Raw genomic sequence first — 16,050 nt, 5'->3', positions numbered from 1 at the left:
AGATAACGATGACCGCATTTTTAGTAGTATTAGTAATCATTCTTTTTGGAGTTGCTGCCTTGCAAATGAGCAAGATATTTAAAATGTCTAGAGGAAAGCAAACAGACACTTCAGAAATCGCCGACGATAAGGATAATAACATTAACGGTTACCTTATGCTTGGGCTTGTCTTGTTCACTTACTTACTCCTCATTGTATGTTTCTGGAAATGGGGCGATGTATTGCTTCCTAAAGCAGCTTCAGAGCATGGTACAGGAATAGACAACCTCATGTTGGTTTCTATGATCCTTATTTTCATAGTGGGGTTTTTTACTTTATGGTTGCTTAGTTACTTTGCTTTTAAATACAGAGGTAAGACAGGGCAAAGAGCTACCTTCTTTGCAGATAATGATAAACTTGAATTTATCTGGACCATTATTCCGGTAATTGTACTGGCAGGCCTTATTATCTACGGATTGTTTACCTGGACAGACATCATGAATGTGGATACCGAAGACGACCCAATGGTGGTTGAACTGTATGCTTATCAATTTGACTGGAGAGCTCGTTATGGCGGAAATGATAATACCCTGGGAGAAGCAAACGTTCGATTGATAGAAGGAGTGAATCAATTAGGTGTGGATGCTTCCGATCCTAATGCACAAGACGATATTGTGGTGAATGAATTGCACTTACCTGTGGGTAGAAAAGTAATCTTCAAGATGCGATCTCAGGATGTATTACACTCTGCATATATGCCGCATTTTAGAGCACAAATGAACTGTGTTCCCGGGATGATCACCCAATTCGCTTTTACACCAACCATCACAACTGCCGAAATGCGCCAAGATGAAGAAGTTGTTGCGAAAGTTCAAAAGATCAATGAACTAAGAAGAGAAAAAAGTGCAGCTTTAGCAGCTAAGGGTGAAGAGGCATTAGAACCTTATGAATTTGATTATCTGCTTCTTTGTAACAAGATTTGCGGAACCAACCATTACAACATGCAAATGAAGATCGTAGTGGAAACACAGGAAGAGTATGACGCATGGATCGCCCAACAAGCGACCATTGCCGAAGCTTTAAAACAATAATAAAATAGCTTAAAAAGATATGTCAGCACACGCACACGACCACGCAGTAGATCATCACGACGATCACGGGCATCATCATAAAGAGACGTTTATCACTAAATATATCTTTAGCCAAGATCATAAAATGATCTCAAAGCAATACCTAACTACCGGATTGTTTATGGGGATCATCGGAATTGCCATGTCACTTCTTTTTAGATTGCAACTCGCATGGCCCGATAAAGAATTTACCATTTACGAAGTTCTTCTTGGCAAATGGGGTGAAGGAGGAGTTATGGATCCAAGTGTCTATTTAGCTTTGGTTACCATACACGGTACGATCATGGTATTCTTTGTGCTAACGGCAGGTCTAAGCGGAACCTTTAGTAACTTGTTGATACCACTTCAAATCGGGGCACGCGATATGGCTTCTGGTTTCTTGAACATGGTGTCTTATTGGTTGTTCTTCCTTTCGAGTGTCATCATGGTTTTGTCTTTATTTGTTGAAGCAGGTCCTGCATCGGCCGGGTGGACCATCTATCCACCGTTAAGTGCATTGCCTCAGGCCATCCCTGGATCGGGAGCCGGTATGACGCTTTGGCTCGTGTCCATGGCGATCTTTATTGCCTCATCCTTGCTTGGTTCTTTGAACTATATTGTTACCGTAATTAACTTGCGTACAAAAGGAATGTCTATGACACGCCTTCCTTTAACTATTTGGGCTTTCTTTGTAACAGCGATCATTGGAGTAGTTTCCTTCCCGGTATTGCTTTCAGCAGCCTTAATGCTTATCATGGACAGAAGTTTCGGAACATCGTTCTTCCTATCAGATATTTATATAGCAGGTGAAGTATTGCATAACCAAGGTGGATCTCCGGTATTGTTTGAACACTTGTTCTGGTTCTTGGGTCACCCCGAAGTATATATTGTAATCCTTCCCGCTATGGGAATGGTTTCAGAGATCATGGCCACCAATGCCCGTAAACCCATTTTTGGTTACAGAGCGATGGTTGCTTCCATTCTAGCAATTGCATTCTTGTCCACGATTGTTTGGGGGCACCATATGTTTATTTCTGGAATGAATCCGTTTCTAGGCTCGGTATTTACCTTTACCACGCTTTTGATCGCAATTCCTTCCGCAGTAAAATCATTTAACTGGATCACAACACTCTGGCGAGGAAATCTACAAATGAACACCGGAATGCTGTTTTCCATAGGATTCGTGTCGACCTTTATTACGGGTGGTTTAACCGGTATTATTTTAGGTGACAGTGCTTTGGATATTAACGTGCACGACACCTACTTTGTGGTAGCGCATTTCCACTTGGTGATGGGTATTTCTGCCCTGTACGGATTGTTCGCAGGAGTTTATCACTGGTTCCCTAAAATGTTTGAAGGTCGTATGTTGAACAAAAAATTAGGATATGTACACTTTTGGGTAACTGTTATTGGAGCCTATGGGGTATTTTTCCCAATGCACTTCATTGGAATGGCTGGCCTACCAAGACGTTACTATACCAATACCAATTTCCCTTATTTTGATGATCTTGCAGATGTCAATGTAGTGATCTCTATTTTCGCATTCATTACAGCTGCAGCGCAAGTTGTCTTCTTATACAACTTTATCCATTCAATGTTCTACGGAAAGAAAGGACCAAAGAACCCATGGAGCGCCACGACTTTAGAATGGACTGCCGAAGTAAAACATATTCACGGAAACTGGGATGGTCCAATTCCTGAAGTACACAGATGGGCCTATGACTATAGTAAGCTCAATAAAGATGAATCTGATTATGTGATCCCCGGACAAGATTTCGTTCCGCAACACATACCCATGCAAGAGCATGAAGAAGAAATGCATCACTAATATACCTCAAGTACATTTAGAAAAATCCTCTCAGTTTTGAGAGGATTTTTTAATTAATTACGTGATTTCCCGTATTGTATTCAGCTCACAGTATCTTTAAATTTGTTGGAGGTTTAATTCTATTAATGTTCGAATAGAACATTAATATAAAGGATCCGAGAGCAGCAGTTCTCGGATTTTTTACTTTCCTCCTCTAGCCGGGTAGTTTTCATCTTTCACGAACTTTATCGCTTTTATCAACGCATCAAACTCTGGCCTTGCAAACGGCATTGTTTGTATCGACGAACTATAAAGCGTCCTGTCCGAATGTATAAGAAGCAATCCGGGTTCTGAAAACACTTCTGGCTCTTCTTCTTTGATCGCGTGCGAAATATAAAGACCAATGGTGCGAGCAGTGTCTTCATCCAATCCGTATCCCAAGGGTACATCCTCGATGTCCCATTTTTCATAGGTGTCTTTGGCCCTCTTCTCAGAATCCATGCTAATCGCTATCACATTCACACCCAAATCTGTAAATTCAGTAAGTTTGGTTTGAAGTCGTTCCAAATATTTTTTGCAGACTGGGCAATGAAGACCACGATAAAAGATCATCATTGTAAATTGGTCCGGACGTTGATCGGAAAGAACCCAGCGTGTTCCGTTTATGAGATCAATGGAGAGCGACGGTACTTTTTCGGTTGGTTTTATCATAACAGTTTTATTCTCAATATAATGCTTATCATTGCTATTGTCTCCCAAACCTTTATTAAATGGCTGTTAATTCATTGTGAAGAAATGTATTGTTCAAAAGCTACAAATACGGCACACTGTGAATCTTGTTGGTAAACACTTCGTATATTTGTGAAATGAACGAACACCTCGATCCATCCGGTGAGGATCTTTCTCCTCAGGAACTCGAAATTGAAAAGAAATTGCGCCCATTGTCCTTTGACGATTTTACTGGACAGGACCAGGCATTGGAGAATTTACAGGTTTTCGTTCAAGCGGCCAATTTACGCAACGAAGCATTGGACCACACGCTCTTCCACGGCCCTCCCGGTTTGGGAAAGACGACCCTGGCTCATATTTTGGCCAACGAGTTACAAGTGGGGATCAAAGTAACCTCAGGCCCTGTGCTGGACAAGCCCGGTGATCTGGCTGGGCTTCTCACCAATCTTGATGAGCGCGATGTATTGTTTATTGATGAGATCCATCGGCTTAGCCCCATTGTTGAAGAGTATTTGTATTCGGCTATGGAGGATTATAAGATTGATATCATGATCGAATCGGGACCTAATGCTCGATCGGTACAGATCAACCTTGCGCCGTTCACATTAGTGGGGGCTACAACACGGTCCGGATTATTAACGGCACCCATGCGTGCGCGTTTCGGGATCGCTTCACGATTACAATACTATACCACCGAACTGCTCACTACCATTGTACAAAGAAGTGCGGGGATCCTGCAGGTTCCAATATCCATGGAGGCGGCTATTGAAATTGCAGGCAGAAGCCGTGGAACACCTCGAATTGCAAATGCATTGCTAAGACGTGTACGTGATTTTGCCCAGATCAAAGGGAACGGCACCATCGATATCAAGATCGCCAAATTTGGTTTAGAAGCATTACATGTCGATGCACATGGCCTGGATGAGATGGATAATAAGATATTAACCACTATCATAGACAAGTTTAAAGGAGGTCCGGTGGGGATAACAACGCTTGCAACGGCTGTTTCTGAAAGTTCCGAAACCATAGAAGAAGTGTACGAACCCTTTTTGATCCAGCAGGGATTTATCATGCGTACACCGCGCGGGCGTGAAGTTACTGAAGCTGCCTACAAGCATCTCGGAAAGATAAAAGGAGGCACGCAAGGCGGATTGTTTTGAGCAGAATCGTCTACTTTATCATTTGAATACAAAGCATAAGCATACAGAACTGGTAAAGGCCGAAGCAAAGCGTCTCGGATTTTTTTCATGCGGTATCAGTAAAGCCGAATTTTTAGAAGAAGAGGCGCCGCGACTCGAGAATTGGCTCAAGATGAATCGCCATGGGGAGATGAGCTATATGGAGAATCACTTCGACAAGCGGCTTGACCCAACCTTGCTGGTTCCGGATGCCAAAAGTGTCATTTCATTATTACTGAACTATTACCCTTCCGAATTTCAAAAGGAGGACACCTATAAGATCTCAAAATATGCTTACGGAACGGATTATCACTTTGTTATCAAAAACAAGCTCAAACAGCTCCTCCATTTTATTTCTGAAGAAATTGGAGAGGTACATGGTCGTGCTTTCGTCGATTCAGCACCGGTACTGGACAAAGCCTGGGCAGCCAAAAGTGGTCTGGGATGGATGGGAAAACACAGCAATCTCCTCACAAAACAAGTAGGATCCTTCTATTTTATCGCCGAATTGATCCTTGATCTGGAATTGGAATATGACAGTCCCGTAACTGATCATTGTGGTGCATGTACCGCATGCATCGATGCTTGTCCTACTCAGGCCATCGTGGAGCCCTATGTAGTGGACGGGAGTAAGTGTATAAGCTATTATACCATAGAATTGAAGAATGAGATTCCACAACATGCAAAAGGACAGTTTGAAGATTGGATGTTTGGATGCGATATTTGCCAAGATGTGTGTCCGTGGAACCGCTTCAGCAAAAGCCATAGAGAGCCCTTGTTTCAGCCCAAACCCGAATTGCTTAGTATGAGTAAAAAGGAGTGGGAAGAGATCACAGAAGAGGTCTTTCAGAAACTATTTAAAGAAAGTGCTGTGAAACGTACTAAATTCTCAGGCCTCAAGCGCAACATTAAGTTCCTAAAAGATTAACGGCGAATCTTTCTTCATTTCGGGTAACCTCTTACCTTTGTAAGTACATGAGCCAACCATTATGAGTAAACAGAGCAGACGCCGTGAGGCACTTTTATATCACGCAAAACCGAAACCGGGTAAGATCCAAGTGGTCCCTACAAAGAAGTATGCAACTCAGCGAGATCTGGCATTGGCGTATTCACCGGGCGTGGCAGAACCTTGTCTGGAGATCGAGAAGGATGTCAATAATGTGTATAAGTATACAGCTAAAGGGAATCTTGTTGCCGTGATTTCGAATGGTACAGCGGTTTTAGGACTCGGGAATATTGGGCCGGAGGCCTCTAAGCCGGTGATGGAAGGAAAAGGGTTGTTGTTCAAGATCTTTGCCGATATCGATGTGTTCGATATTGAGATCGACACCGAAAACATAGACGAATTTGTTGCGACGGTTAAGAATATTGCACCCACCTTTGGAGGGATCAACCTTGAAGATATTAAAGCTCCTGAAGCGTTTGAGATCGAGAGAAGATTAAAGGCTGAACTCAATATACCGGTAATGCATGATGATCAGCACGGTACAGCGATTATTTCGGCGGCAGCTTTGCTGAATGCTTTGGAAATTACTGAAAAGGACATCGAACAGGTCAAGATCGTAATAAGCGGTGCCGGAGCAGCTGCTGTATCCTGTACACGCTTGTACAAGGCTTTTGGGGCTAAAGCTGAAAATATTGTCATGCTCGACAGTACCGGAGTGATACGAAAGGATCGGGAGAATCTCTCCGAAGAGAAAGCAGAGTTTGCAACGTCCAGAAAGATAGATACTTTGGAAGAAGCGATGCAAGATGCCGATGTATTTGTTGGACTTTCTATCGCAGATATAGTGACACCTGATATGTTAGTTTCCATGGCCCTTAATCCTATCGTCTTTGCCATGGCAAACCCCAACCCGGAGATTGAATATAACCTGGCAGTGGCGACTCGCGAAGATTTGGTCATGGCAACCGGACGAAGCGATCACCCCAACCAGGTAAATAATGTATTGGGGTTCCCATTTATCTTTCGTGGTGCGTTGGATGTGAGAGCTACAAAGATCAATGAAGCCATGAAGATGGCAGCTGTAACAGCTTTGGCCGACCTGGCCAAACAGCCCGTGCCGGAGCAGGTAAATATCGCTTATGGCGAGACCAAGCTAAATTTTGGCAGGGACTATATTATTCCCAAACCTTTTGATCCTCGTCTTATTGCTAAAATCCCACCCGCAGTGGCAAAAGCAGCCATGGAATCGGGTGTGGCAACAGAGCCCATCACCGATTGGCAAAAATATGAGGATGAACTTTATGAACGGATGGGGAGCGATAACAAGATTGTTCGGTTACTTGTTAATAGGGCGAAAACAAATCCCAAACGAATCGTTTTTGCGGAAGCAGATCATCTGGATGTGTTGAAGGCAGCACAGATCGTGCATGAAGAAGGAATTGGTTACCCTATTTTATTAGGACGGAAAGAGATAATCCATGAACTTATGGAGCAGATCGATTTTGAGGCAGATGTAGAGATCATGGATCCCAAAAGTGATGAACAAACCGAGAAGCTGAACGAATATGCTGAAAAGTTCTGGAGGTTACGAAGACGAAGCGGGATCACCCTCTACGCCGCACAAAAACTCATGCGCGAACGCAATTATTTTGGTGCGATGATGGTCAATGAGGGGGATGCAGATACCATGATCTCCGGCTATTCCAGATCATATCCTTCGGTAGTTCGACCTGTGCTGCAAACTATTGGAAGATTTGAAGGGGTGAGCAAAGTGGCCACCACAAACCTAATGCTTACCAAACGCGGGCCCTTATTTCTTTCAGATACATCTATCAATATCGATCCTACGGCCAAAGAGTTGGCCAAGATCGCACAAATGACCAATTACACCATGAAGATGTTTGGTCTGGAACCCGTTATTGCCATGATCTCTTATGCTAATTTCGGATCTTCAAAGGATCCGCATGCTTCTAAAGTTCGAGAAGCAGTGGCATTATTGCATAAATCTAACCCCGACATGATCATCGATGGAGAGCTGCAAACCGACTTTGCCCTGAACCCCGACATGCTTCGCGAAAAGTTTCCCTTTTCAAAATTGGCAGGTAAAAAGGTAAACGCTTTGATCTTTCCAAACCTCGATAGTGCCAACAGTAACTACAAACTACTGAAGGAGCTAAACAATGTTGAATCGATAGGCCCTATTATGTTAGGTATGAAAAAGCCCGTACATATTCTTCAGCTGGGAGCCAGTGTGGAAGAAATTGTGAATATGGCAGCTGTATCGGTAGTCGATGCCCAACAAAAGGAAAAACGAGAGCGGGACCTTAAAAACCGCCAATCCTAGTGTAGATTTTTTCATATTTTCAAGCGTGCCGACTCGAAATAATTATACTATATTTGAGCCATTAACTTTTTATTAACGAATGATTACCCACATTGAGGGCAGACTGGTAGAGAAGAATCCAACGGATGTAGTGATAGACTGTAATGGGGTAGGGTATTTAATACATATTTCGTTGCATACATTTTCCGAACTCCCCGCTAGTGAAAATGTAAAATTATTTACGCATTTGCAGGTTCGAGAAGATGCCCATACGTTGTACGGGTTCTCATCGGCTGCGGAGCGTGAAATCTTTAGATTGTTACTATCCGTTTCGGGTGTTGGGGCTAGTACAGCGAGAACAATGCTTTCATCGTTGTCACCTCAGCAAGTAACCGAAGCCATTGCGTCAGAGGACGTCGCAACAATTCAATCTGTAAAGGGGATCGGTGCAAAGACCGCACAGCGTGTTATTTTGGACCTAAAAGATAAAATTTTAAAAGTATACGGTTTGTCACCTATTTCTGCCGTTTCGAGCAATACGAACAAGAATGAAGCGTTATCTGCTTTGGAGACATTAGGCTTTGCTCGTAAACAAGCCGAAAAGGTTTGCGATAAGATTGTTCAGCAAAACCCGGACGCAACAGTGGAGATGATTATAAAACAAGCTTTAAAAAATTTGTAAAAATTGGGCGCAAAAAATTACGATTACAACCACGGCTTTATCAGGCTTTTTTTAGTTATAAGTATCATTTTTGGCAGTTTTACTGCAGCCGTTGCACAAGATTCTACGGCTACGGGTTCTTCTATGGGGCGTATTGACCTGCCCAACCCTCCCAGCATTCAAGATTTATATACCTACGACCCTATTACAGATCGTTATATCTATACCCAAACCTTAGGGAATTTTAACATCACCTATCCCATCATTTTGACTCCTGAAGAATACAGGGAGCTCATTATGAAGGAACAGATGAAAGCCTATTTCAAAGAAAAGATCGATGCTGCCGATGGCCGCAAAGAAGGTTCTGAAGAAGCCCAAAAAAATCTACTCCCTACCTTTTATGTGAATTCTAACTTCTTCGAGTCGGTTTTTGGCGGGAATACCATCGAGGTTATCCCGCAAGGTAGTGTAGAGATGGACTTGGGGCTATTGTATACCAAACAGGATAACCCTGCTTTTTCTCCACGAAACCGAAGCAATCTCTCTTTCGATTTTGACCAGCGTATTAGTTTAAGTTTACTGGGTAAGGTGGGAGAAAGGCTTCAGGTTACGGCCAACTACGATACACAGTCCACCTTCGATTTTCAAAATCAAATAAAACTGGAATATACTCCTACCGAAGACGATATCATTCAGAAGATAGAAGTGGGAAACGTAAGTATGCCGCTCAACAGCTCGTTAATTCAGGGAGCGCAAAGTCTCTTTGGAGTGAAAACACAGCTTCAGTTTGGAAAAACGACCATTACAGGGGTCTTTTCTGAACAAAAATCGGAAACACGCTCTGTCGTAGCCGAAGGGGGTGCCACAGTCACGGATTTTGAACTATATGCTTCAGAATACGACGAGAACAGACACTTCTTTCTGGCACATTATTTTAGAGATAATTACGATCGGGCCCTGCGCCAATACCCTTTCATTAACTCGAACGTACAGATCACAAGGGCAGAGGTGTGGATCACCAACAGGACAAATCGTACAGACGATGTGCGAAATATTGTCGCCATACAAGATATTGGGGAGTCCGATCCTACCAATATTGGGCTTACAGTGCCTCCCGGAGGTTTCATCAATAAGCCCAGAGGGTCTTTCCCGGATAACTCGAACAACGATTTTAATCCCTTCGGAATAAATAATCCCGGTGTGCCAACAGTACTCAATGAATCAATTCGCGACATCGCTTCGGTTCAGGCCGGTTTTAGTGGTGTTCCCGTAAGTGAAGGCACCGATTATGTGACGCTGGAGAATGCCCGAAGACTTACCCAAAGCGAATATACCTTAAACACACAATTGGGGTATATTTCCTTGAATCAACGTTTGAATAATGATGAAGTACTTGCGATCGCCTTTCAATTCACGGTCAACGGGAAGGTCTTTCAAGTGGGAGAATTCTCCAACGACGGGGTAGATGCCTCGGGAGGAGAGATTCCCAACAACGATCCAAATGAACCGCCGGTAGTAGGGATCGCCCAGAATTTGGTCGTAAAACTACTCAAGAGCAATATTACCAATGTAAACGAGCCAATTTGGGATTTAATGATGAAGAACATCTACCCATTGGGCGCTTTCCAATTGGAACAGGAGGATTTTCGTTTAAATATTTTATATACCAGTCCGTCGCCACTAAATTATATAACCCCGGTTCCCGGAAGTCAGTCTTGCGAGGCTCCTTTACCCAATGGTGAGATAAAGGACAATGTCCTTTTGGACGATATTTTATTGAAAATTTTCAACTTAGACAGGCTAAATACCAATGGAGACCCCCAACAGGGTGGTGATGGGTTCTTCGACTTCTTGCCGGGAATTACCGTAGACACACAAAACGGACGTATAATCTTTACTAGTGTAGAACCTTTTGGAGAGTATCTTTTTGATCAACTACAAGGGTCGGTTTGTCCCGAAAATGCCGGAAGCCCGGACTACGACATTCCTTCAAGTTATAATGCCAATCAGGAACGATATGTGTATAGATCCCTCTACCGAACTACAAAAACACAGGCAGAGCAGGATGACAGCGATAAGAATTTCTTTCAGTTGAAGGGTAGTTATAAGTCTACAGGGGCCGATGGGATTCCTATCGGGGCGTTTAACATTCCTCCCGGATCCGTTACGGTGACGGCCAATGGGCGTACCTTGGTGGAAGGTGTCGATTATACCGTGAACTATCAGCTAGGACGTGTTCAGATTCTGGATCCTGCCTTGTTGAACTCTAATACGCCTATAAATATCTCTACGGAAAATAACACCCTATTTGGTCAGCAGACAAAACGATTTACCGGATTGAACGTGGAGCATAAGTTCAGTAACAAGTTTCAGATAGGGGCAACCTATTTAAATCTGAATGAACGCCCGTTAACGCAAAAGTCCAATTACAATGTTGAACCTATCAACAATACCATATTTGGTTTTAATGCGAATTATTCCACAGAAGTCCCCTTCTTAACCCGATTGGTAAATAAATTACCGAACATTGACACCGACGTGGCCTCTAATGTATCCCTGCGTGGGGAGTTTGCCTACTTAATGCCCGGAGCGCCTAAAGTTTCAGACTTCAACGGAAAGACCACGGTCTATGTGGATGATTTTGAAGCCTCGCAAACCGCACTCGATATAAGTAGTCCGCTTTCGTGGTTCTTGGGGAGTACACCTGTAGGGTTTGGAGGAGAAGCCGCTAATGGTAATCTTGCCTACAATTACAATCGGGCAAAATTAGACTGGTATACCATCGACCCTATTTTCTATAGTACTCAAAGACCGGACGGCATCTCGGATGACGACCTTTCGTCTCCTTTTACACGTCGTGTTTTCAGAAATGAGATTTTCCCTGAACAGGATATTATTCAAGGACAAACACAGGCGTTGTTCACTTTGGACCTTTCCTATTACCCCAGTGAGCGAGGACCTTATAACTATAACCCGGCGGCAAACGGGACTAATACATTGCCCAATCCGGAGACGCGATTTGGAGGTATTACGCGAGCCCTGACTACAACCGATTTTGAGCGTTCGAATGTAGAATACATTCAGTTTTGGATCATGGACCCTTATTACCATGATGATTCTATTATAGACGATGGAGAATTGTATTTCAACTTGGGGAACATTTCGGAGGATGTTCTTAAGGATGGAAGAAAACAATATGAAAATGGCTTGCCTGAAGACGGCGGCACCATGAATACAACGCCAACCGTTTACGGAAAAGTGCCAACCAACCAATCGTTGGTATATACGTTTGACACGCAAGGACAAGAACGTATCAATCAGGATATTGGATATGATGGTATCAACGATACCGGCGAAGCCAGTATGTTCCCGTTGTTTGGAGGCATGCCGGATCCTGCACGGGATAATTACTTGTATTTTCTTCAGGCGGAAGGGACTATCATCGAGCGATATAGACAGTATAACGGAACCGAAGGGAATTCTCCGGAAGTGGTCACGAACGACAATCGTGGATCTACCGCACAGCCTGATGTAGAAGATATTAACCGTGACAATACCATGAACACGGTAGACAGCTATTACGAATATCGTATCCCGATCTCTCGTGATATGAGTAGTGCCAACAATGAATTTATTACAGACGAAAAGATAATTACCGGATTAACCCTCCCTAACAACGATCAAATAGATGTGCGCTGGGTACAATTTAAAGTGCCTATCGATCAAGCAGATCGTGCTGTGAACGGAATATCCGATTTTAGATCCATTCGTTTTATGCGTATGTATGTAACAGGTTTTGAACAACCTACCGTACTGAGATTTGGGACCTTGGAGTTGATACGGGGCGATTACAGGCGTTACGCAAACACCCTGGATATCTCAGGAGAAGATCCAGATCAGGACGACACCTTGTTCGAGGTTGAGACCGTAAGTATCGAAGAGAACAGTGGGATCTACGTTCTGCCTCCGGGAGTAATACGCGAAGAATTGAACAACAACAACAATATCATACGCCAAAATGAGCAATCCTTGGTACTGAGAGTATGTGGCCTTGAAGGAGGTGACGGTCGCGGGGTGTATAAGAATTTCAATGTCGATATGCGACAATATGAGAATTTGGAGATGTTTATACATGCGCAAGCATTGGATAATGAGACTGTTCCTTCAGATGGGGATCTGGTGGCGTTCATCCGTTTGGGAACCGATTTAGACCAGAACTTCTATGAGATAGAGATTCCGTTGAATATTTCTCCCGAATCGTTAAGCCCGGAAGTGGTTTGGCCTATTGAAAACCGATTGAATCTGCCACTGCGTCTCTTACAAGAAGTAAAAACGAGAGCCTTGGGCGATCAAAATAACGATCCGTTACAAATTACCTATTTCAATCAGGAAGACCTCGATCCGGATTCTGCAGCAGGACCCGAGAACGATCTTCGAATTGGGATCAAAGGAAACCCCAGCTTCGGAAATGTACGAACGATCATGCTGGGACTTAAGAACCCCAATACCAATGAAGTGTGTGGAGAAGCTTGGTTCAACGAGCTTCGTCTTTCAGAATTAAAGAACGAAGGCGGATGGGCTGCTTTGGCTAATATGGATGCCAATATTGCCGATTTCGCTACTGTAAGTGCGACGGCGGGACGTAGTACTGTTGGTTTTGGATCTATTGAACAAGGGCCTAATCAACGCAGTCGAGAAGACGTGCAGCAATACGATGTTGTGACCAATGTGAACTTAGGGCAATTACTTCCGTCCAAATGGGGAATTCAGCTACCGTTCAACTATGGTCGGGCCGAAGAGTTGATCACACCTCAGTTCGATCCGGAATTTCAGGACATCGAATTGGAAACCCGAATAGACAATACCGAAGATGAAGCCGAAAAAGATTTGATAAAAGAACAATCTGTAGATTACACAAAAAGACAGAGCGTCAATTTTATCGGGGTTCGCAAGGATCGTACCGGTGATGGGAAGCCAATGCCTTATGACATTGAGAATTTTACATTCTCTTACTCATACAATCAGGTGGACCATCATGACTTTGAGATCGAAGAATCTCTGGATCAGAATGTACGCGTTGGTGCTACCTATAACTACAATTTTGTTCCTGTGACCGTAGAACCGTTCAAGAAGAATGATTCGCTTTTCACGGGTAAATACTGGCAGTTCTTAAAAGATCTCAACTTTAACGCACTGCCCACCAACATAACAGCAAGTTCAAATATTATTCGTCAGTACAACGAACAGAAATTTAGAGAATTAACGTTGCAGCCCGGGAATATTGGACTTCCAACACTATATCAACGTAATTTCTTGTTCGATTGGCAGTATACCTTGAATTACAACTTGACGAAATCCTTACGATTCAATTTTAATTCTGCCAATAATCGAATTGTAAATAATTTTATTGACGACGAAGGTGTAGTGGACAATTCCATTGGAATTTGGGACGGTTTCTTTGAAATAGGAGAACCCAACCAGCATTTCCAATCACTGCAGGTGAACTATGACCTTCCTTTTAGCAAGTTCCCATTTTTGAAGTTTATTCGTGCTACATATTCCTATACGGGAGACTTCCAATGGCAGGATGGAAGCGATCTTTTTAACAGTATTCCTATTACTTTGGCCGATGGAACCACCGAAACATTCGATCTGGGGAATTCAATACAGAATGCGAGCACACACCGTATCAATTCCAGCCTCGATATGAATAATTTCTATCGGTATATTGGTTTGACCAAGATAAAGCCCGGCCGAGCAGGTGCCGGTGATAACGGAGGACCTACCGGTGCCAAAGGCGGTGATATTCGCGGAGGCGGTGCCAAAGGAGGCAAAGCAGGAAAAGGCGGAGACGACAGTAAAGATGAAAGTGGCGGTAATAGCCTAATGAACAAGGAAGGACAAGACACTTCCACAGGAGGTAGTGGAGGGGCTAACAACGTTGGCGGAAGCTTAAGTGGCGGAGATAAAGCTGTAAACACTTTGATCGGACTCGTGACTTCCATTAAGAAAATTCAACTCAACTATCAGGAGAACAATGGGATCTTCCTACCGGGTTATACACCTTCCATTGGTTTTGCAGGGACCTTAAAGCCCACGGCCGGATTTACGTTTGGAAGTCAGGCAGAAATTAGAGAATTAGCAGCACGAAAGGGTTGGTTGACCTTATATCCAGAATTTAATGAGCAATATACCGAGGTAGAGAGCAGACAATTGGATGTGCAGGTAAATATGGAGTTGCTTCCCGATTTGAAGATCGATTTTAACGGAAGCAGGATTTATTCTGAAAATTATACCGAAAACTATATCGTGGAAAACGAACTGTATCGTTCTTTAACGCCTAATACCTTCGGAAACTTCAGCATCTCGACCTTACTTATTAAAACAGCTTTCAGCAGCAGTGATGAAACCAGTTCTGCAGCTTTCGACGATTTCCGAAGCAACCGATTGGTCATTGCAAACCGTTTGGCGACGGAGTATTACCAAACAGCAGATTTCCCGCGTGACGACGAAGGATATCCTATAGGGTTTGGTAAAACGAGTCAGGATGTGTTACTGCCTGCTTTCTTAGCAGCGTATAAAGGAAGCGATGCGTCCAATGAAAAGACGGGGATCTTTAGAGATGTGCCGCTACCCAACTGGGATGTGAAATATACAGGATTAATGAATCTGGAATGGTTCAAAAAACGTTTTAAACGTTTCTCGGTACAACACGGGTACAGAGCAGGCTATACTGTAAACCAATTCCAGACCAATCTGGATTATGACAGGAATGACCCTGAAGCAATCGATCAAGCAGGTAATTTCAAAAGTCCGGTGTTCTTGACCAATGTGAATTTGACAGAGCAATTCTCTCCGCTTATTAGAATTGATTTCGAAATGAAAAATTCGATTAAAATCCTAGCAGAGCTACGAAAGGATAGAGCTCTTTCATTGAGTTTTGCGAACAACCTGTTAACCGAGATCAAAGGAGATGAAATTGTTTTAGGATTAGGATACCGCATCAAGGATTTAAAAATAGGGACTAATTTTGGTGGGAAGAAGAAAATCCTTCAAAGTGACCTTAACTTTAAGGTCGATCTTTCACGACGCGATAATAAGACGATCATCAGGTATCTGGACATTCAGAACAACCAAACCACAGCGGGGCAAACAATTTACGGGCTTCAGTTCACAATGGATTATGCCTTGAGTAAGAATTTAACGGCCTTATTCTACTACGACCATACGTTTTCAGAATATGCCATATCTACGGCTTTCCCGCAAACAACCATTAGAAGTGGGATCACACTTCGTTACAATTTTGGAAACTAAATAA

8 protein-coding genes are annotated in these 16,050 nt (G+C 43.2%); 7 read left to right on the top strand and 1 reads right to left on the bottom strand.

Features of this window, described 5'->3' with window-relative positions:
• Positions 1 to 8: 8 nt before the first annotated feature.
• On the top strand, positions 9 to 1,070 hold the full coding sequence (locus JS40_RS07765; RefSeq protein WP_034259632.1) for a cytochrome c oxidase subunit II: 1,062 nt from the start codon (positions 9 to 11) through the stop codon (positions 1,068 to 1,070).
• Positions 1,071 to 1,089: 19 nt separating this feature from the next.
• Entirely contained in the window at positions 1,090 to 2,916 is a 1,827-nt protein-coding gene (locus tag JS40_RS07760; RefSeq protein ID WP_034259631.1) for a cytochrome c oxidase subunit I, read from the top strand.
• Between the two features lie 180 nt (positions 2,917 to 3,096).
• Here JS40_RS07760 and JS40_RS07755 read toward each other — a convergent pair whose 3' ends face one another.
• Positions 3,097 to 3,606, bottom strand: a complete 510-nt coding sequence (locus tag JS40_RS07755) for a peroxiredoxin-like family protein (protein ID WP_034262247.1) — start codon at positions 3,604 to 3,606, stop codon at positions 3,097 to 3,099.
• A 155-nt stretch (positions 3,607 to 3,761) separates the two neighbouring features.
• Here JS40_RS07755 and ruvB point away from each other — a divergent pair, with 155 nt between their 5' ends.
• From ruvB to sov, 5 genes are all read left to right on the top strand, one after another.
• Positions 3,762 to 4,784: a Holliday junction branch migration DNA helicase RuvB gene (gene ruvB / locus JS40_RS07750; protein WP_034259629.1), complete on the top strand. Its 1,023-nt coding sequence runs from the start codon at positions 3,762 to 3,764 to the stop codon at positions 4,782 to 4,784.
• A 22-nt stretch (positions 4,785 to 4,806) separates the two neighbouring features.
• On the top strand, positions 4,807 to 5,730 hold the full coding sequence (gene queG / locus JS40_RS07745) for a tRNA epoxyqueuosine(34) reductase QueG (protein ID WP_034259626.1): 924 nt from the start codon (positions 4,807 to 4,809) through the stop codon (positions 5,728 to 5,730).
• Positions 5,731 to 5,791: 61 nt separating this feature from the next.
• Positions 5,792 to 8,092, top strand: coding sequence for an NADP-dependent malic enzyme (locus tag JS40_RS07740; protein WP_034259624.1), 2,301 nt, complete (start codon positions 5,792 to 5,794; stop codon positions 8,090 to 8,092).
• Between the two features lie 79 nt (positions 8,093 to 8,171).
• A complete protein-coding gene (ruvA, locus tag JS40_RS07735; RefSeq protein WP_034259622.1) occupies positions 8,172 to 8,753 on the top strand; it encodes a Holliday junction branch migration protein RuvA in 582 nt (193 codons plus the stop codon).
• Positions 8,754 to 8,756: 3 nt separating this feature from the next.
• A complete protein-coding gene (sov, locus tag JS40_RS07730) occupies positions 8,757 to 16,046 on the top strand; it encodes a T9SS outer membrane translocon Sov/SprA (RefSeq protein WP_034259620.1) in 7,290 nt (2,429 codons plus the stop codon).
• The last annotated feature ends 4 nt before the right edge of the window (positions 16,047 to 16,050 follow it).

The sequence above is a fragment of the Altibacter lentus genome, assembly GCF_000746845.1.
Classification (GTDB): Bacteria; Bacteroidota; Bacteroidia; order Flavobacteriales; family Flavobacteriaceae; genus Altibacter; species Altibacter lentus.
This window is presented reverse-complemented; position numbering and strand designations above follow the sequence as displayed.

Bases quoted from the DNA above. Each gene is read 5' to 3' on its own strand.
- JS40_RS07765 (WP_034259632.1), top strand. From the start codon at position 9: ATGACCGCATTTTTAGTAGTATTAGTAATCATTCTTTTTGGAGTTGCT.
- JS40_RS07740 (WP_034259624.1), top strand. From the start codon at position 5,792: ATGAGTAAACAGAGCAGACGCCGTGAGGCACTTTTATATCACGCAAAA.
- ruvB (WP_034259629.1), top strand. From the start codon at position 3,762: ATGAACGAACACCTCGATCCATCCGGTGAGGATCTTTCTCCTCAGGAA.
- JS40_RS07760 (WP_034259631.1), top strand. From the start codon at position 1,090: ATGTCAGCACACGCACACGACCACGCAGTAGATCATCACGACGATCAC.
- ruvA (WP_034259622.1), top strand. From the start codon at position 8,172: ATGATTACCCACATTGAGGGCAGACTGGTAGAGAAGAATCCAACGGAT.
- JS40_RS07755 (WP_034262247.1), bottom strand. From the start codon at position 3,606: ATGATAAAACCAACCGAAAAAGTACCGTCGCTCTCCATTGATCTCATA.